General features: G+C 67.3%; 19 protein-coding genes and 1 pseudogene. 8 read left to right on the top strand and 12 right to left on the bottom strand.

What is annotated here, in order from left to right; genetic code table 11:
* Positions 1-132: 132 nt before the first annotated feature.
* The 3 genes and pseudogenes from ACZ6O0_RS02975 to ppgK form a co-directional block, all read left to right on the top strand.
* A pseudogene (locus ACZ6O0_RS02975) lies at positions 133-681 on the top strand (hypothetical protein); the annotation flags it as partial.
* A gap of 29 nt (positions 682-710) precedes the next feature.
* Entirely contained in the window at positions 711-881 is a 171-nt protein-coding gene (locus ACZ6O0_RS02970) for a hypothetical protein (protein ID WP_465764084.1), read from the top strand.
* A 31-nt stretch (positions 882-912) separates the two neighbouring features.
* Positions 913-1,665 carry a polyphosphate--glucose phosphotransferase gene (ppgK, locus tag ACZ6O0_RS02965; RefSeq protein WP_465763112.1) on the top strand — a complete coding sequence of 251 codons (753 nt, stop codon included), beginning with the start codon at positions 913-915 and terminating at the stop codon, positions 1,663-1,665.
* Here the strand turns inward: ppgK and ACZ6O0_RS02960 are convergent.
* The 5 genes from ACZ6O0_RS02960 to ACZ6O0_RS02940 all read right to left on the bottom strand — a co-directional run bounded on the left by ACZ6O0_RS02960 (position 1,655) and on the right by ACZ6O0_RS02940 (position 6,603).
* Positions 1,655-1,972: a hypothetical protein gene (locus ACZ6O0_RS02960; RefSeq protein WP_465763111.1), complete on the bottom strand. Its 318-nt coding sequence runs from the start codon at positions 1,970-1,972 to the stop codon at positions 1,655-1,657. The two genes, ppgK and ACZ6O0_RS02960, sit on opposite strands and share 11 nt — an antisense overlap.
* A 178-nt stretch (positions 1,973-2,150) precedes the next feature.
* Positions 2,151-2,507, bottom strand: a complete 357-nt coding sequence (locus tag ACZ6O0_RS02955; protein ID WP_465763110.1) for a VOC family protein — start codon at positions 2,505-2,507, stop codon at positions 2,151-2,153.
* A gap of 328 nt (positions 2,508-2,835) precedes the next feature.
* Complete coding sequence (locus ACZ6O0_RS02950) at positions 2,836-3,582, bottom strand: ParA family protein (RefSeq protein WP_465763109.1); 747 nt, start codon at positions 3,580-3,582, stop codon at positions 2,836-2,838.
* Complete coding sequence (locus ACZ6O0_RS02945) at positions 3,579-5,084, bottom strand: CHAD domain-containing protein (RefSeq protein WP_465763108.1); 1,506 nt, start codon at positions 5,082-5,084, stop codon at positions 3,579-3,581. Before ACZ6O0_RS02945 ends, ACZ6O0_RS02950 begins: the two co-directional genes overlap by 4 nt.
* Before the next feature lie 817 nt (positions 5,085-5,901).
* A complete protein-coding gene (locus ACZ6O0_RS02940) occupies positions 5,902-6,603 on the bottom strand; it encodes a calcium-binding protein (RefSeq protein ID WP_465763107.1) in 702 nt (233 codons plus the stop codon).
* Positions 6,604-7,147: 544 nt separating this feature from the next.
* Between ACZ6O0_RS02940 and ACZ6O0_RS02935 the strand changes: the two genes are divergently transcribed.
* Entirely contained in the window at positions 7,148-8,101 is a 954-nt protein-coding gene (locus tag ACZ6O0_RS02935; RefSeq protein WP_465763106.1) for a TolB family protein, read from the top strand.
* Between the two features lie 432 nt (positions 8,102-8,533).
* Here the strand turns inward: ACZ6O0_RS02935 and ACZ6O0_RS02930 are convergent, their stop codons facing one another.
* Positions 8,534-8,812 carry a PfkB family carbohydrate kinase gene (locus ACZ6O0_RS02930; RefSeq protein WP_465764056.1) on the bottom strand — a complete coding sequence of 93 codons (279 nt, stop codon included), beginning with the start codon at positions 8,810-8,812 and terminating at the stop codon, positions 8,534-8,536.
* A gap of 26 nt (positions 8,813-8,838) precedes the next feature.
* Between ACZ6O0_RS02930 and ACZ6O0_RS02925 the strand changes: the two genes are divergently transcribed.
* Complete coding sequence (locus tag ACZ6O0_RS02925; RefSeq protein WP_465763105.1) at positions 8,839-9,063, top strand: hypothetical protein; 225 nt, start codon at positions 8,839-8,841, stop codon at positions 9,061-9,063.
* 895 nt (positions 9,064-9,958) lie between these two features.
* Here ACZ6O0_RS02925 and ACZ6O0_RS02920 read toward each other — a convergent pair.
* Positions 9,959-10,627 (bottom strand): HAD family hydrolase, encoded by a 669-nt coding sequence (locus ACZ6O0_RS02920; protein WP_465763104.1) that lies wholly within the window; start codon positions 10,625-10,627, stop codon positions 9,959-9,961.
* Positions 10,628-10,958: 331 nt separating this feature from the next.
* Here ACZ6O0_RS02920 and ACZ6O0_RS02915 point away from each other — a divergent pair, with 331 nt between their 5' ends.
* The gene (locus ACZ6O0_RS02915; protein ID WP_465763103.1) at positions 10,959-11,369 is read left to right on the top strand and encodes a VOC family protein; all 411 of its coding nucleotides are present in this window, start codon (positions 10,959-10,961) and stop codon (positions 11,367-11,369) included.
* Positions 11,370-11,486: 117 nt separating this feature from the next.
* On the opposite strand, the gene ACZ6O0_RS02910 is transcribed toward ACZ6O0_RS02915, so the two are convergent.
* The 4 genes from ACZ6O0_RS02910 to ACZ6O0_RS02895 all read right to left on the bottom strand — a co-directional run bounded on the left by ACZ6O0_RS02910 (position 11,487) and on the right by ACZ6O0_RS02895 (position 14,391).
* Positions 11,487-12,989, bottom strand: coding sequence for a hypothetical protein (locus tag ACZ6O0_RS02910; RefSeq protein ID WP_465763102.1), 1,503 nt, complete (start codon positions 12,987-12,989; stop codon positions 11,487-11,489).
* A 349-nt stretch (positions 12,990-13,338) separates the two neighbouring features.
* On the bottom strand, positions 13,339-13,704 hold the full coding sequence (locus tag ACZ6O0_RS02905; RefSeq protein WP_465763101.1) for a cyclase family protein: 366 nt from the start codon (positions 13,702-13,704) through the stop codon (positions 13,339-13,341).
* 90 nt (positions 13,705-13,794) lie between these two features.
* Entirely contained in the window at positions 13,795-14,016 is a 222-nt protein-coding gene (locus ACZ6O0_RS02900) for a hypothetical protein (RefSeq protein WP_465763100.1), read from the bottom strand.
* A complete protein-coding gene (locus ACZ6O0_RS02895) occupies positions 14,017-14,391 on the bottom strand; it encodes a hypothetical protein (RefSeq protein ID WP_465763099.1) in 375 nt (124 codons plus the stop codon).
* A 67-nt stretch (positions 14,392-14,458) separates the two neighbouring features.
* Here ACZ6O0_RS02895 and ACZ6O0_RS02890 point away from each other — a divergent pair, with 67 nt between their 5' ends.
* Complete coding sequence (locus ACZ6O0_RS02890; RefSeq protein ID WP_465763098.1) at positions 14,459-14,683, top strand: ATP-binding cassette domain-containing protein; 225 nt, start codon at positions 14,459-14,461, stop codon at positions 14,681-14,683.
* 108 nt (positions 14,684-14,791) lie between these two features.
* Here ACZ6O0_RS02890 and ACZ6O0_RS02885 read toward each other — a convergent pair whose 3' ends face one another.
* Positions 14,792-15,307 (bottom strand): MarR family winged helix-turn-helix transcriptional regulator, encoded by a 516-nt coding sequence (locus ACZ6O0_RS02885; protein ID WP_465763097.1) that lies wholly within the window; start codon positions 15,305-15,307, stop codon positions 14,792-14,794.
* 91 nt (positions 15,308-15,398) lie between these two features.
* Between ACZ6O0_RS02885 and ACZ6O0_RS02880 the strand changes: the two genes are divergently transcribed.
* Positions 15,399-16,868, top strand: coding sequence for an MFS transporter (locus ACZ6O0_RS02880; protein WP_465763096.1), 1,470 nt, complete (start codon positions 15,399-15,401; stop codon positions 16,866-16,868).
* Position 16,869 lies beyond the last annotated feature (1 nt).

Below are 16,869 nucleotides of genomic sequence, written 5' to 3'. Positions count from 1 at the left end.
GCAGGGGTGAACGGGCGCTGCAGCGTCCTGCCAAACAGCCTCGGTACGGGTTGCTGGGTCGGCACGCCGAGTGCCGGTTCGTGGATCGGCTCCTGGACAACGTGCGATCTGGCCAGAACCAGGTTCCTGGTGATGCGCGGCGGGGCCGGCATCGGGAAGTCCGCGTTGCTCGAGTACACGCTACGCAGTGCGTCCCCTGTCGAGTGGCGCGCGTGTCCGGGGCGCAGTGCAGCCCGCGGCGCCCATGGTCCGCAGCGCCGCCACCAGGTCAGTCGGCTCTATGCCGTAGCCGGCCTCCGCGTCCACCGTGACCGGCACCTCGACGGCCCGTACGATCCGGGCGGCCTCAAGGTAGTCCCGAGGATGATCAACGCCCGCGCGGAGACGGTCCACGAGAAAGCCGGCATACCGTCGCTCGTTCAAGTTCCAGCGGGCGCTGGTCCCGGTCGACGTGTTCGGCGAGTGGCTGGAGACCGATCAGGTTGGCAAACCGGGCACGGAGCTGAAGCAGCCGTTCGCGCTGCGGTCCACGGATGGGGTCGACTCTGGCTTTGGCCGGGCCTGGATGAGGTCTGGTACGACGAGTCGCTTCCCGACGACCCGGACCGGGTCGTACCGACGTACACGATCATCACCACTACCTCGACGGACAGCGTCGGTCGGGTTCACGACCGTATGCCGATGGCGATCGTGCCTGAGTCGTGGGCGGAGTGGCTCGATCCCGCAACCACGATGTCGACCAGCTCCGGGCGCTGGTGGCGCCGCCGGTCGGCGGCAGCCTCGACGTGTACGCGGTGTCCAGGGCCGTGAACAATGTGAAGAACAGCGGGCCGGGGCTGCTGGAGCCGCTCCCGGCTACCAAGGTCTGGACGGTAGGTTGAAGGCGGCGAGGGGAGAGATCAGGTGCCCAGGATGAGGACGTCGACCGCTTTCGGGGTCGATATCGGCGGCAGCGGGATCAAGGGCGCTGTCGTTGACCTGGAGAAGGGCGAGCTGGCGGCGGAGCGGGTGAAGTACCTGACGCCTAACCCGTCCACTCCGGAGCCTGTGGCCGCGGTTGTGGCCCGGTTGGTGAAGGAGGCCGGGTGGGCCGGTGAGCTGGGTGCGACGTTCCCGGCCGTGATCAAGAACGGGGTGGCCAGGACCGCCGCGAACGTCGACAAGAGTTGGATCGGGACCGATGTCGAGAAGGTCTTTACCGACATCACTCACTGCGACGTGACTGTGCTCAACGATGCTGACGCGGCCGGTATCGCCGAGGCCCGGTTCGGCGCGGCCAAGGGCGTCGACGGCGTGGTCATCGTGCTCACCTTCGGCACCGGTATCGGCAGCGCGCTGCTCCTCGACGGCCAGCTCGTGCCCAACACCGAGCTTGGTCATCTCGAGTTGGATGGATACGACGCGGAGAAGAAGGCTTCCTCGGCGGCGAAGGACAGCGAGGGTCTGTCGTACAAGCAGTGGGCCAAGCGGGTGCAGCGCTACCTTCGGCATGTGGAGAGCCTGTTCACCCCTGACCTGTTCGTGGTCGGCGGTGGGGTCAGCAAGCACGCCGACAAGTGGGTGCCGCTGCTCGAGATGTCCACCCCGGTGAAGCCGGCTCAGCTGCTCAACAACGCCGGCATCGTCGGCGCGGCGATGGCCGCGCATGAGAAGTTCACCGCATAGGCCGACTACAACCCGGCGTCGGCATCGGCGGCGGCTGGCCCGCCGTGCCGCGAGCGTCTTCGGCCGCCGGTAGCTCGAGGGGAGCTGCGGCGGCGGTCAGCGCGGGTGAGCTCAGCTCGGGGACGTACTTGTAAAGCTCGGGGACGTGCTTGTAGATGGTGGCGCGGCTGACGCCGAGCAGCCGCGCGATCGAGGACACCGTGTTGTCGAGGTTGCCGAGCAGGCCGCGGGAGTGCTGGACGGACTTCAGATCGGTCGCGACGAAGATCAGTACACCCTGTCGGGAGTCCGCTGGTCGGCGTGTCATCGCAGGCTAGCCTCGAGGCCGAGGACGCCGGTGAGTACTACACCCCGAGCCCGTTCGCGCACTCGCTGCCCCGGAGCGTGAGCGAAGGCACTCTCGAGCGGCCGCGACCCGCACGATCGAACTCGCCTGGCGGCCGCGCACTTCCTCCGCTTCAGCTCGCCTCCATTGACGCGAGTCTCTAGAGGTCCTCGGCGAACGTGAGGTAGTAGCCGTTCGGGTCTTGCACGACGAGCTCGCGCCGTCCCCATTCCCGCTCCTCGACGCCAAAGGGGAGGTCGATCTTGCCCTTGAGCTCCTCGGCCACCGCGGCCACATTCGGCGGGTAGAGGTAGAGGCAACCTGTGAGCGTCGGTGCGCCGAGCCACGGCGTATCCCCGGAGAGGAACTGGAAGACAACGCCGTCGCGGGCGACCTCGCACCAGGTGGGATTGTCATCGGGAAAGCGGTCACGCACGTCGAAGCCAGCGGCGACATACCACCGGATCGTCTCCACCATGTCGTGCGTCTTGAGGATCGCTACCGCGCGGTCGCCCATGCCTCGATCGTAGTGCTCGACGAGACGCGGCCAACGGCCATGCACACTCCCAGATCCAGGCCTGAGGTCGGTAGCTATCGCGGCGATGCGGGAAGACGGCCCGGAGTGGCTGCAACACGCTCCGCTGTCTTCATCTCCGGGGACCATCGTTACCAATAACGATGAGAAGCGGTCCGGCCACGAGGCGCGTGACCAACACAAGCATTCAGTTCATACGACTGCGCAAGGGGCGCGACGTTCTTGCCCACGTCTGCGGGCGTAGATTCGCGTGGGAAGTCCCGGTCCAGAGGCCGCGTCGCGATGGACCGTGCTCGACTTCAATGGGGGCTCATACCTTCGCATGTACCCGGGCTTCGTCCCACAGGCTGCGGTAGGCGACCGATGCCGGGGAGGTGCGGGCCCAGGCAACCACGGGGGCGCGGCGTACGCCCATCTGCTCGACCACCGAGGCCATCGGGATCACGGTGTCCGCGACGTCTTCGTGTTCCTTCGGGAGTTGCTCGGACAGGTCGCGGTGCAGCCGGCGACGGCGGTCGACCATCGACAGGAACGCGAGCAGGTCCGGCGCGGGCCCCTTGGCCTCGTCGATGAACGACCGCAGCTGGTCGAGTGTGCGCACCGACAGGGGAGCAGGCACCAGCGGAGCGAGGACCAGGTCCGCGGCGCGCACGATGCCCTCGGACACGAGCGACACGCTCGGCGCACAGTCGAGTACGACGACGTCGTACTCGTCGGCCATGCTGTCGAGGAGCCGGCCGAGGCGGCGGGTCGGCCTCCTCTGCGCGTCCAGCAGCAGGTCGAGGTTGCGGTAGGAGAAGTCGGACGGCAGCAGGTCGAGGTTGTCGAAGTCACTCGCCTTGACGGCGTCGCGGAGGTCACGCTTGCCGGAGACGAGCGCCTCGCCGCCGCCCTTGACCTTGGGCCGGATCCGGAACAGGTACGTCGCACCGCCCTGCGGATCCAGGTCCCACAACAGGACCCGGTGTCCGCTCTCGGCGGCCAGCCAGGCCACGTTCGCCGCCGCGGTCGTTTTCCCGACACCGCCCTTGATGCTGTACGACGCGATGATCCTCATCGGCTGGTCACCATCCTGGCGTAGAGACGCTGGTTGTGTTTCCGGTTGAACCGATGCCAGCGGTCCGCCACCTCGGCACGAGCGGCGTCCTGACGAAGCTGCAGGTGGTATTCGAGGCGACCCATCGCCATCAGCGTCGCCGGGGGCGTCCCGGCCTTGGCGAGTTCGACGGCGTACTGGTGGACGCTGATGCGTTGGGCCTCGGCGTCCTGGAACTCGCCGAGGACGTCCTGCAAGAGCTTGAGCTCGCTCACGGCCTCGCTCCGGGCGTCGGCGCCGTACAAGCTGCCGAAGAACTCGAGCAGGTACCGCAGCTCCTTGCAGCGCTTGCGGAGGTCGTGCACGGCTTCTGCCGGAGAGGTGTCGGTGATGGCGTCGCCGCGCTTGGCGACTCGTTTCCAGGCGCGGCTCAGCAGCTCGTCGGCGACCTCGATCACCGGGCGCTCGATAGGCCCCGGGACCGTCAGCTCACGGTGCCATCCGTCGAGCAGCGCCGCGAATCGTTCGGACCGCAGTGCGCGATTGAGTGCGGCGTGCGCTCTCGTGCAGTGTCGCGTGAGCTGCTCGCGGAACGGTTCGAGCTCGCTGGATGCCTTGACGTGGCTGACCAGGTCGTCGAAGCCGAGGACGTACACGTCGAGATCACGGCTCAACGAGGTCTGGTCGCCGAGCCACTTGAGCTCGACGGCGTACCTCGCCCGGATGTCCTCGTCGATCGTTCCGTGCGCGAATTTCAGCACGGCTCGGGTACGGCGCACCGTGACCCGCAGATCGTGGAGGAACTCGGTGTCCAGTTGGCGAAGCGTTCCCTCGACGTTGTCGAGGACGATCTCTCGTAGTTGCGTGAGCGTGCCGGCGAACGCCTGGGTGGCCGGGATCCGCCGGGTGAACTCCAGGTCGGGCTTCGACCGGAAGCTGCGCGGCTGGAGACCGGCGGCCCGGAAGACCGACTCGAAGAGCGGCTCCTTGGCCGGCCCGAACCCCGGGATGGCGTCCAGCGTCCGCCATACCTTGACCGCGTCCTTGTCGTAGCCGCGGAGAGACTCGATCCTGGCCCGCAGGCCGACGGGCGCGCCGTCCCGGACTGTTGTGGGACCTTCGACGACGATCCGGGCGACGGTCTTCTCCTCGGGGCCGAGCACCGAGAGCACCTGAACAGGACCGCTCGCGACTACGCGCGGCAACAGCGCCCGCACACCGATCAGTTCGAGGACGCGGTCTCGCGCCACACCGTCCGGAAGGGAGTCCGCGGTGACCGCTGTACGGCCGGTCGGCTGCCGGGAGATCCGCTGCCCTTCGACGTCGCTCAGCACGAGCCACGACTCGCGCTTCCGCACGTGGTGCTCGAGCAGCAGCCCCGCCCGGAACAGCCGCCAGTCATGCGTGTCGAACCAGACCCTGCGCTCGGTGTGGTGGACGTCGACGCGCAGCGGCAAGACCTCGGTCAGCACTTCGACGCACGAAGGCCCGACCGCCTCGTCGACCACGAACTCAGCCGTCACCCTCGGCTCCCGGAAAATGAACGCAGATATATCTCACTCCAGTGAACTACGGCATGCCCCTGTCGCGATGCGGGCGCGCGGACCACCGGTCTGCCGATCTTCGGTCGGCAAGACCCCGAAGAGCCTGGCGGGCGAGGAGCTCCGGGTTCGATCCGGGGTCTCCGATCGGGACACCGCGCCCTACAGCAGCCCGCGGGGTTTCGTGCTCCCGGAATCGCTGGTCGATCATCCGTCGAGCGGCATTGACTCGCGGCCTCCACGGCCTCCGCCGTAGGGGTCGTCGAGCCCGTGAGCAGTCCGCGCCGCCGACCTTGTGCCCCACGGCCGCCGTGGTGCACGCCGATCCAGCTCGCCTCCCACCCGATCAGCTTCGGCTCCGGAGAGTGGACCTGCTTGGTCGGCGAGTTCGAAGGCGGTCGCCGAATGGTCGCCATTGCGAAATGGCGCGACGGAGCACGCCCTAGTCCGGCGCGCCCGCCGTCCATCGACGCCTCCAGCTCGCGCAGGTAGTCCACCAGCACCTGAGGTGGCGGTCGGCGACCTCAGCGAATCCCATCGCCGTTGAAGGCTGATCCGTGGGGAACAGTTCGTCCGCTCGCCGGAGACCGGCCGCCTATGGACCGAGCCTCGCCCTCCCCGGTGATGACCGCGTGCTGCTGGTTCAAAGTGGAGCACGCGGAGGCGCGGCGCGATGCGCTGGAAGAAGGCGAGACGGTCGTCGTCAGCCTCGTTGGCATGTTGTGCGGGATCGATCCGCACGGGTGAGAGGACGGCCGGGCGAGCCGACCGCCCTCCACCGTTCGGCCGATGCGCTGGGTCAGGATGTGGTCTCGCAGTTCTGTACGACGTTGACCCCGGGGCCGCCGCTGCAGACGTCGTCGTTGCCGCCGGGTGGGAAGGGCGGTGGGCCGGGGTTCGGGTTGTCGCCGTCGATGAAGTCGTTGCCGGGGCCGCCGGTGATCGTGTCGCTGCCGAAGTTCCCGAAGAGGGTGTCGTTGTCCGGGCCGCCGGTGATCGCGTCGTTGAGCGGACCGCCGAACGCAGTGTCGTCGCCCGGGCCGCCGTTGATGGTGTCCACGCCGCCGAACCCGATGAGTTGGTCGGCACCTTGTCCGCCGTTGAGGGTGTCGTTGCCGCCGAGACCGGCGAGGAGGTCGTCGCCTTGGCCGCCGTTGAGGGTGTCGTTGTTCGCGCCGTTCGACGGCGCGGTCGGATCGCTGTCGAGCGCGTCGCCGATGAGCACGTCGTTGCCTTGGCCGCCATCGATCGTGTCGTTGCCGCCTTCGCCGCAGACGATGTCGTTGCCGTCGCCGGCGAACACGATGTCGTTGCCGCTGCTGGCCACGATCACGTCGTCGCCGCTGGTACCGAAGATGGTGCCCGCCCCGACGATGGTGGCCGGTACCTCTTCGCCAGGTGGACCGCACAAAGGCGGTTCCTGGGCGTTCGCCGCGCCCGAGAATTGTGTGCCGAGCAGCAACAGCGCCGCGATCCCCACCCCACTCGCGAGTTTGCGCATGCTTCTAGCTCCCTCCCCATGCATAGGTCGCCGCGGACTCCGCGGATCTGCCGCGGGCGGCCGACCTAGGAACATGACAGCATCTACCGGCCCGCTTGGCGATAAGCCCACGGTGAGTCCTCAGGCACGCACCGGCACCCACACTCCTGCACGCTGAACGACGATCGTTCGTTGCAGGCGGGCGTTGAAGCAGCCGAGGGGGACAATCGCAGCGGGATTCGGGAGAGCGAACAAGGAAGTTCGGCGGGGTACGCAGCGTGAAGTCTGCGGTCTACGGTCGGCGTCCGTACGCCGATCGTTGCTCTAAGCATCGTTCATTCCTTGACGGCTGCAGCCAGCCCGGGCGCCTATCCGCCGGGTCGCACGTTGTTGCAGTCGCAGACTTGATCTGTACCTGCTGGTATCCGCCACGCTGCGTGTCTGCGCGTCGGTGGGAAAGTTCCGTCGCGCTCTGGCGCTGCGGTCTGGTGGCGCGCATGGTCGCAGGAAGGGGAGTGGGATCGGGAAGCTAGGGGGCTATCTGATGAAGCGACGATTCTTAGGAGTGGCGGTCGCCCTGACCGCTGTCATTTCAGCGACGTTGACGGCCACACCGTCTGCGGTCGGTACCGCGCCGGGCTGCAATGGCCAGGTGACGTTTATGCGGCAGGACTCCGACGGCTTCTGGCAGGTCTGGGTGTCGAACGCGAGCCTGACCAGCCAAAAGCAGTTGACCCACCTGGCTGCGGACAGCGGATGGGCCGTTTGGTCTCCCGACGGCAGGAAACTCGCCGTCGACACCAATCGGGGCGACACCAACCACACCGGTGCGATCAACGACATCTTCACCATGAACGCCGACGGTTCCGGTGTGAAGAACCTGACCGGCTCGGTGGCCTTCAGTTCCGATCCCGGCTGGTCTCCCAACGGCTCGTTGATCGCGTTCAGTTCTGATGGGGCCGACTATCCGGCCAAGCAGGGCATTTACGTGATGAGGACGGACGGATCTCACATGCGTCGCATCACCCGCCTGCCCGCGGACGCTGCGGCCGACGCGGCGCCGCGGTTCTCTCCCGATGGCAAGCACCTGGTCTTTACCCGCTTCCGCGGCGACCAGGGATTCGGAAGCTCCGCACTGTTCCGGGTCGACCTCGACGGTCGCCACCTTCGGCAGCTGACGTCCTTCAGCATCGGAGCAGGCGATGCGGACTGGTCTCCGGACGGCCGGAAGATCGTGTTCGAGGCGGCCCCGACGGCCGACAGCACCGGTGACATCGACATCGTCAGCGCCAACGGCGGCCCAGTTCGCACACTCAAGAAGGACTTCTCCGCTGACCCCGTCTGGGCCCCGGACGGTTCACGGATCCTCCTGGTCCAAGGCGTGGTCGGCGAGAACGAGTTCACTCTCGGCCTGGCCACCATGAAGCCCGACGGATCCGACCGGCACTTCATCTCTTCGGCACCGATGGGAGAACACCAACCTGACTGGGCCTCGATCACCCACGGACGGCGATGCTGAACCGCGCCCGCAGCAGCGTCAGCGAGCGCAACTGCCGCGACTCGCACGCTTAGCTACCGGTAACCGACCCCAATTGGATAGCGAGGCTCTTCAGCCTCGAGTATCTGGGGGCCACGGTCGAGAAGCGGGCGGCCGAAGCCGGTCTGGCGACGATCGAACGCCCGAAGCGGCTGACACCGAAGGAGGTTCGGGCGATGGTGGATCAGTTGGGCGACATCGCACGGGCGCTGAATCGCGCGAGCCAAAGGGAACTGGCTGAGCTGTACGACGCGCTTCGGCTGGCGGTCGACTATGACCATCGGACAGTGGCGGCAGTCTCAATCACGCCTGCCCCGCGTGTGGTTGAGAAGTGTGTCCGAGGGGGGACACGCACACTAACCACACGACTCAAGCTCTCAACGTCTGAGCCTGGGGAGAGGGCTGTCGAGCTCGTCAGCGGACTGTGGTGCCTGGGGTAGGGCGACCAGTTCGAGTTCGGGTCGGTGCGGTTGGCCTTCCCAGTCGCCTGCAGTCGAGACGCAGAATGCTGCGGCTGTGACGGCTCGGGTCCAGTCGCTGGTCGATCGGGAGTTTATTCAGAACGGCTGAGAGGTAGCCGGCGGCGGATGCGTCGCCTGCGCCGACCGTGTCGATGAGTGGCACCGGCACTGCAGCACAAAGGTGGTCGCGGCCGTCGGTGTGACAGGTGGCTCCGGCAGCACCGCGTTTGATGACGATCTCGTCGATGCCGGCGCTCCTTGCCGTCTGAATCGTTTGGGTGGATCCGGTGGCTTCTTCGAGGCGGCAGGGCCTACAGCGCCGAGTCCGCCGCCGAACTCGAAGATGTCTACAAAGACATCGGCTCGGCAGTCGGCTACGACAAGGTCGACAAGGAGATCACCTCCCGCTTCGCCGGGATCGCCATGCTCCTGACCTTCATCGCCGGCCCCGCCTCGATCGCGGCCGCCTCCCGCTTCCCCTGAGCTTCAAGACCGTGGGTCGCTACTTGAAATGGGCGCTCGCAGCCGAGGTCATGAGCAGCAGGATCACCAGCACGGAGCCGACAGTCGTGAGCGCGAACCTGATGATCCGCACGGGGCGCAGCCACGTCGGGAACTCGTTTCCGGCGGCCTCGATGATCGCGTCCGCGTCGATGCGACGTACGGCGGGATCCCTCGACCTCTTGAGCCTGCCTGGGTGCAGCGCGCAGCGAACACCCGGACGACGTTCGTCGGCTGCGGAAGAGCGTTCTGCAGGACGACAACGCTCAGGTGACGCTCGGGATGAAGGTGCGACCGCCGTTCCTGGTCACTCCGGAGGTACTGCGCTACGACTTCGAACTCGCCAGGAAGCTCGATCTGCACGTCGCGATGGACGGTGGCCTCGGCGGCGGTTGGTGGACCGGTGCCCGCTGGGGCGGCGACGGCCTTGTCGCTGTCAGCGGCGACATGTTCGCGGGGATGCGCAGCCTTCTCACCGCAACGCGCGGGGGTATACCCGACGCCGCGTACCGGTCGGGCGAGCTGTCTGGAGCTGGGAGATCACATCGGAGGACGTCTCCTGCTCGGCGACGCTGCTGGGTGCCGCGGCCTGCGGCCCCGGCGACAAGATCGGATCGCTCGAGCCTGGAAGGCGGGCCGACATCGTTCTGCTGAAATCCGAGCCGTTCAACCTGACGCTCCTCAACAACCCGATCGCCAACGTCGTGGCGTCGGCCCGAACGTAGCCAGGCTCATGTCTTTACGGAGACCGATCTCGCAACCATCAAGAACCCCCACGTCGACAACTGGGCCATGTTCGGCTGGAAGGCCTTGTTCCAGCGTGGGAGTTGGCCGCCTAGATCGATCTCCCCCCTCGTGCCGTGATGGATCCTGAGGCCTACGAGAGCAGCGATGCGACGAGTGCCGGGGTGAGGTCGTCGAGGGATGTGATGACGGCGCTTGCCAGGGCGAGCGCGTCTTGCTGGGGCGGATAGGTCGGATTGGGGGCGGCGATGACGTGGATTCCTGCTGCGGATGCGGAGCGGAGGCCGTTGCTGGAGTCCTCGATCGCGACGACTCGGGACAGGTCGGCTCCGAGCCGGCGTACCACGGCGTTGTAGACCGCTGGTGAGGGTTTGCCGGCCGCGACTTCCTCGGTGGAGACTGTGACCTGGAAGTGGCTGGTCAAGTGGGCGGACTCGAGTACGGTGTCGATCAGCCGCCGGGGTGAGGACGACGCCAGCCCCAACGGCCAGTGGTTCGCGAGCCGCTCGACGGCCTCGATGGCTCCGGGCAGGAGCGGCAGTTGCTTGCGGTAGCGGGCCGCCATGGCGTCGATGACCACTGCCGCCACGTCGTCTGGCCGGCCGGGTACGCCGACGGCATCGGTCAGGTATGCGGACCATTCCGGCGTACTCATGCCCTGCAGCCCCCGGGTTGCGTCCGCAGGCCAGGCTTGACCGGCGTCTGCGACGACAGTTCGCCGTACCTCGTCCCACAGTGGCTCGGAGTCGATCAGGACGCCGTCCAGGTCGAAGACCACCGCTTGTACTGCGTTGTCAGTCATGACCCTCCCAGATCCTTATGCGTCCTCATCGTCGCCCATCGGGCTCCCGGCCACTGACAGGATGGGCGCAGGACATCCGGCTCTGTACTTGTCGAGCGCGATCACACGACGACGGTGGTGACCATCAACAGGCCACACCGGCGAAACGACACCGGTACGACGACCGTCTGAACGGCTCACATCACCTGGACGTGGAGTGCAGCGTTCGGCGACAGTCGCTGATCGGGATGCAACTAGTTGCCGACGGCTTGAGTTGAAGTGAGGTTGAAGGAGCACCATCTGATTCGGTGTCTGGAAGTCAGTGCCGAGGTCACGGTGAAGGAGACCCTCCATGATCGATCCGCGGGCAAGCGTGCGCATCGCGCGGCCCAGTACAGACCTGGTTCGTGCTGAAGCCTTCTACGTCAAGGGACTGGGTCTCGAGGTGCTCTACCGAGCAGCCGGCCGCCCAGCCGAGCACGACCTACTGATGCTCGGCTGGCCCGACGCGCAGTGGCATCTGGAACTTGTGAACGACCCGCTTGCGCCGACCACGCCCACGCCGACTGTGGAGGACCTCCTCGTGGTCTATCTGGAAGGGCCGGTGCCGGACCAGCTCCTCGACGACTTGGAAGCCGCAGGTGGACGTAGGGTCCCAGCACACAACCCGTACTGGGACCGCTTCGGAGTCACCGTCGTCGATCCGGACGGCTACCGACTGGTGCTGTGCCGACGTGGTTGGCCGAACAAGCCCGTGATGTGAGATGCGCTCGGGTGTCTCCCGGGGCCCTGGGAATTCGCCGCTGATGGTGCGTTAAGAGGGTGCGCAACCTGAAGAGAAGCGACCTGGTCGGCGTGAATTTGGACCTGCACGTGTCGCCTAATCGGTGGCGCGGAGTGTGCCAGGCCAGGAAAACAAGGTCGACACCACGAACGTGCCCTCGGTCACGTGGTGGGAGACCTGGAATTCGAGGTGGACGAAGCCGACTTCGTCGGGCGTGAACACATGGGTGCTGTAGCTGCGGTCGCTCCCGACGCGGCGGTCCACTCCAGCACGCCAGTCCGTGGCAGCGGCGGCAGGGAAGCCCCACTCGGCTGCGTACTCAGCGATCAGCCGCTGGGTGGCATCGGGGTCGAGACCGGCCGCCGGTGGCTGCACCATCAGCCGGTCGGGATCGCTCACCGGTGTCGAACTCAGCATGACCGCCTCCGCCGCCTGCGTGCGGTACACCCGCCCGCCTGGCAGCAGCACGCTGAGATCAAATGGCCGGCGGTTGGGATTCATCCAGACCCGGCTGTCCGCGTCCGCGTTGAACCCGGCCGAGATGCGGCTAGGTGGGCTCGTGAGATCGATTGTCCGATCCTCGGTCAAGGCCTCCGTCAGCGGCTTCTTCGGTGGAACCACGGAGACGTCGCCGGCTCGTCCGGCGCTGACGTCCACGTCCCACCGTGTGAAAGTACCGGCGATGAGGCGGCCGGCACGTTCGAGAAGCCGCTGGCCGACAGCGCGCTCGGACACTGGGGTGCCGGCCAGCCTGCGTGCTTCGTCCGCGTGGTCCCGGACGAATGCGAGGTACTTCGGCAGTGTGTCGTCCTCGATCAGCTTCCAGCGGTTCGCGAACACGGCGATGTTCCCGTTGGCCAGCGGCGTCCGCACGCTTATCACGCCTCGCGGCAGGCGCGCGACCAGCGCGAGGGGGAACCGCTCGGGGAAGGAGTGGACACCGGGTATCGATGGTGCACCGACGAGCGTCAGCAGGTACGTGAACAGCACGCCCTCCGGCCGATCGTGCCGCAGCATCTGGAGGTAGAAACGGTCGATGATGTCGAACTGCTCGCGGAACAGGAGGGTGCGGGTACCGCGATCGATCAGGGTCGCATCGTTCGTCGCCTGGCCGCGGTCGATGTCCCGCCAGGCCTCGAGGGTGGCCACATCGATTATTCGCAGCTGGTAGAGCTCCTGGATCTTGGGCAGACCGCCGGCGACGTACGCCTCGTGCATCGTCGCCTGGTCCTCGAAGATCTTTCGCTGCATCCGTAGGAATGTCGTCGCATAGAAACCCAGATCGGCCACGCTGTGCTCGGTGAGGCGTCTCATCGGCCGCCCGAACACAGCCATGGCCATCTTGCGGGCGGTGTCCGGTAGAAATCCGAGATCCTTGAATCCGGCGTAGAACGACGGGCCGATCAGGCTCGCCATCCCAGCCCACTCGAGGTGCGAGTGCTCGAGGAACAGTTTGCCGTAGTAGTCATAGACAGCCTCGACCGTCCGCCGGTTCGCGGCGAAGCCACGGGCGGGCCGCCACGTCGCTCGATCGATCCCCGCGCTCTTGAGCGCCCGATCGAGCCAGGCCTCCTTCACCACATGGGCTTCCACAGACATCTCGTCCCCCGGACGTCACACGCCGATCAGACTCCGCACCACCTCACGCACCCCAGGATCCGGCGTGACAGCCGCACTCCGGCCACTGCTCAGCGGAGCGCCCACACCATCCAAGACTCTCCACCCCTAGCTCAGATCCTCCTCCCCAGCCGCAAACCTGTGAAGGGACCAGCCCCAGGACAGGCGATGTTGGCGGCTGTGCCGACGTGCAAACTTCCCCCACGTCCCGCCACCGGAGCCCACCGCCTCGACGACGAGCGAGTCTGCAGCTGACAACGCGGCCTGGCAGGAGGCCGTGGGTACGGCTCCGGGGTACAGATCACTCCATTCGCCCGGATCAGCGAGCTAATCACCAACGGAGGCGACCGTGGAGGCCCCTGGAGACCGCCGTTCCACGTCGCGGCGAAGCGACGGCTTGCCAGGCGGCTTCATCGGGCGCCCTGCCCGTCAACTCCCGCATCCATCCCACTGGCCTGCCCATCCGCAGACCGCAGACCTCGCGGGAGGTTGAGAGAGCGGATTTCTCGTCGGTGGTCAGCTCTTCGATCGCGTGCCGCGCCCAGCCGGTATGGATCAGCAGGATGTCGCCGACTTGCAGTTCGACGTTCTGCGCTGCTGCGACGTCGTCAAGGGTCTCTGCGGTGATCGCCCCGGCGCGGCGGAGATCGAGGGGCCGGCCGATGGCGGTGAGGTGGCGTGCGACGTCAAGAAGCACGCCTCGGCCCACGATGCCCTTCGCCGCTGCGTGCTGAATGCCGAGTGACTGATGTGGGCGGCGTGCAGCTCTTACGAGGCCGGGCAACCGTCACGGTGCCGAGCCGGCAACCGGTCGCGGAGTGCGGTCGTCGGGGACGGCGTTCCTGCCGCGGTGGTCGTCGAGCCAGGCGTGGATCACCTGCAGGGCAAGTCCGAGGTTGCCGACCTGGCAGTGATTCTGGGCCTGTTCGTCCCGGGTGAAAACCCGCGCGGTCAGCGAACGGGCGTTGGTCAGCGTGCGGAGCTGGTCGCCGAGTTGCGTGATCGGCACCTAGTGGTCCTCGGCTCCTGCCATGAGCAGCACGTCTTGCGTGATCATCGGCGAGACATCCGCAGTGCGGAGGCGCCGCACCGCAGCAAGCACCGCCGATGGGGTGTCGACGCCGAAGACGCGCTCGGTGTTCCCGATGCCCCAGTCCACCAGCATGCTGCCGGCGCGAGCTCGGTTGATCATATGGTCGACCAGTCGCGCCGGGAGACGTCCGGCGTTGGCGACGAGGGCTCTCCTGACACCGCACAGGGGGCGCGTGTAGCAGGCGTTGAACTCCGTGAGGATGTCGTCGGCGATGACCCTTCGTACGCGCGGCTCATGGGCCGCGGCGCGCATGACCAGGCAGCCGCCCAGGGAGAAGCCGAGCAGCGTCACGTCGGGCTGATGGTGACGCCGCGGCCGTCGGCCGGGTTGGCCTGGCGCTGGATCATGCCTTTGTGGAGTGGGACCGCAAACCAGTCTCGGCGTCGGCGGGCGCAGCCTGTCCAGTGGCGAACATCGCCGACTCCACGTCGCTCGTACGCTCGCCGCCCAACCCGGTGTACTCCTCATCGATGAGCCGACGACAGGTCTGGACACAGACACCGCCAGCCGAGGGCTTGCGGAACGCGCCGCGATCACGACACCCGTTGGCAAGATCTACGGCTGCGCGACGTGCCTCGCATGACCGCCACAGACGGCTCCCGGGCGGGCAAGTCGGTGGTCGGGGTGGCATAGGAGCCACTCACCTTGTCATGAGGATCTGTCCGGCCGTAGTCGCGTTGGCGCGTGCTCTCTAGGCCGGTGGGTGGGGGGAGGGGGACTGGGGGCGGGTCTTGGCCAGGCCGTCCCTGATGGTGGTGAGGAGGGTGAGGGCGGCGTCGAGGTGGGTGTCGTCGTTGCCGGCGGCCTGGCTGACGGTGGTCGCCCATTCGTGTCTGACGAGGGCGGAGTTGGCGCGGCCGTGTTCGGTTGGGCTGACGGTGACGCCGCGGCCGTCGGCCGGGCTGGCCTGGCGTTGGATCATGCCTTTGTGTTCGAGGCCGCGCAGTGTGGTGGAGAGGTTGGTGCGCTGGAGCCCGGTGGCGGCGGCGATCTGGCTGGGGGCGGCGGCTGCTTCGTCTTGGAGCAGGTAGCGCATCACCATGCCTTCGGACTGGGTGAGGCCGACCGCGTTCGCGTCGGCGTAGCCGCGGTACTGGATCTCCCGGCTGATCACCAGCGCCAGGTCGGCGAGGTCGGCCCAGCGCTTCTCACCGGCTGATCCGCGGGCCTGCCGGGGGCCGCGGCGCGGTGCTGCGTCCTTGGTCACATCGCCAGCATAGATGATTGCCTGTCCATAGTTATGAGCGCATACTAATTCTGCTCGGATAGTTATCGCCTCATAACCAGATGGAGAAGCAATGGCCGTCACTCTCCCCGCGCGGCAGGCCGGGCGTCCCTGGCCCCGTGCGGTTGCGCTGTCCGGCGGGTTGCATCCCGTCGGTGTGTTCGTCCTGCTCGCCGGCGCGTTCCTGCCGATCATGGATTTCTTCATCACCAACGTCGCGCTGCCGAGCATCGACGTCTCCCTGCACGCCTCGGCGTCCGCGCTGGAGCTGGTGATCGCCGGGTACGGCGTCGCGTACGCCGCCCTGCTGGTCCTCGGCGGCCGGCTCGGTGACCGGCTCGGGCGCCGCCGTGTCTTCCTCGGCGCACTCGTCGGCTTCGTCGTGGCGTCGGCGGCGTGTGGCTTCGCGCCGAGTGTCGGCGTACTGATCGCCGCCCGCGTCGTGCAAGGCGCGACCGCTGCGCTGCTGGTGCCCCAGGTGCTCGCGACCTTCCATCACACCCTCGAGCACGAACGCAAGGCCCGGGCTCTTGCCCTGTACGGCGCGACGTCCGGTATCGCGGCCGTGGTCGGTCAGGTGGTCGGCGGCTTGCTGGTCAGCGCGGACATCGCCGGGGCCTCGTGGCGGCCGATCTTCTTGGTCAACGTGCCGATCGGCCTGGTGGTGCTGGTCGTCGCGGCCCGCATCGTGCCCGACACTCGTTCGGATCATCCGGTCGGTGTCGACCTGCCCGGCACGGTCTTGTTCGCCGCGACACTTATCGCCGTCCTGGTCCCGCTCACCGAAGGCCACTCGCTGGGCTGGCCGTGGTGGACCTGGGCGATGATCGCCGGCGCGGTCGTGCTGGGCGTCATCACCATCGTGGTGGAGCGGCGCGCCGAGCAGCGTGGGCAGGTTCCGTTGCTGCCGCCCTCGCTGCTCAGGCTGCGGTCGATGTCGCGTGGTCTGGTGATGGTGTTCGCGTTCAGCATCGGCTTCGGTGCGTTCATGTTCGTGTTCGCGCTGACCGTCCAGGACGGCCTGCACGAGGACGCCCTCCATGGTGGCCTGGCGATCCTGCCGATGGCGTTGCTGTTCTTCCTCGGCTCGCTGTTCGCGCCGAAGGCAATCAGCCGCTTCGGGCGGGCGGCGCTGTCGGTCGGCGCGGTCATCCAGCTCGCCGGCCTCGCGTCACTGGTCGCCGTCGTGGTCGACCGTTGGCCCCACGTCCAGCTGTGGGACATGGCGGTCCCGGTCGCGCTGGCCGGGGCCGGGCAGTCGATGCTGTTCGCCGGCCTGTTCCGCAGCGTGCTGGCCGACGTACCGACCCATCTCGGCGGCGTCGGCAGCGGCGTACTGATCACCCTGCAGCAAAGCGGACTAGCCCTCGGCGTCGCCACCCTCGGCACCCTCTATCTCGCCCGCGCGGAGCACAGCACCCCGCACGCCTTCGCCACCGTCGAAGCCGTGCAGATGGTCATCATCGCCCTGCTCGCCATCGGCGCCACCGCCCTACCGCGCTTCACCAAGGCGGCCGCCGACGCGCCCGCACTCGACGCCTGAC

The sequence above is a fragment of the Kribbella sp. NPDC048837 genome (assembly GCF_055586945.1).
The sequence above is the reverse complement of the archived record's forward strand: the minus strand, read 5'-3'. Positions and strand labels throughout refer to the sequence as shown.

Excerpts from the sequence above, each read along its gene's own strand:
- ppgK (WP_465763112.1), top strand. The coding sequence starts at position 913 with ATGAGGACGTCGACCGCTTTCGGGGTCGATATCGGCGGCAGCGGGATC.
- ACZ6O0_RS02960 (WP_465763111.1), bottom strand. The coding sequence starts at position 1,972 with ATGACACGCCGACCAGCGGACTCCCGACAGGGTGTACTGATCTTCGTC.
- ACZ6O0_RS02955 (WP_465763110.1), bottom strand. The coding sequence starts at position 2,507 with ATGGGCGACCGCGCGGTAGCGATCCTCAAGACGCACGACATGGTGGAG.
- ACZ6O0_RS02950 (WP_465763109.1), bottom strand. The coding sequence starts at position 3,582 with ATGAGGATCATCGCGTCGTACAGCATCAAGGGCGGTGTCGGGAAAACG.
- ACZ6O0_RS02940 (WP_465763107.1), bottom strand. The coding sequence starts at position 6,603 with ATGCGCAAACTCGCGAGTGGGGTGGGGATCGCGGCGCTGTTGCTGCTC.
- ACZ6O0_RS02920 (WP_465763104.1), bottom strand. The coding sequence starts at position 10,627 with ATGACTGACAACGCAGTACAAGCGGTGGTCTTCGACCTGGACGGCGTC.
- ACZ6O0_RS02915 (WP_465763103.1), top strand. The coding sequence starts at position 10,959 with ATGATCGATCCGCGGGCAAGCGTGCGCATCGCGCGGCCCAGTACAGAC.
- ACZ6O0_RS02910 (WP_465763102.1), bottom strand. The coding sequence starts at position 12,989 with ATGTCTGTGGAAGCCCATGTGGTGAAGGAGGCCTGGCTCGATCGGGCG.
- ACZ6O0_RS02880 (WP_465763096.1), top strand. The coding sequence starts at position 15,399 with ATGGCCGTCACTCTCCCCGCGCGGCAGGCCGGGCGTCCCTGGCCCCGT.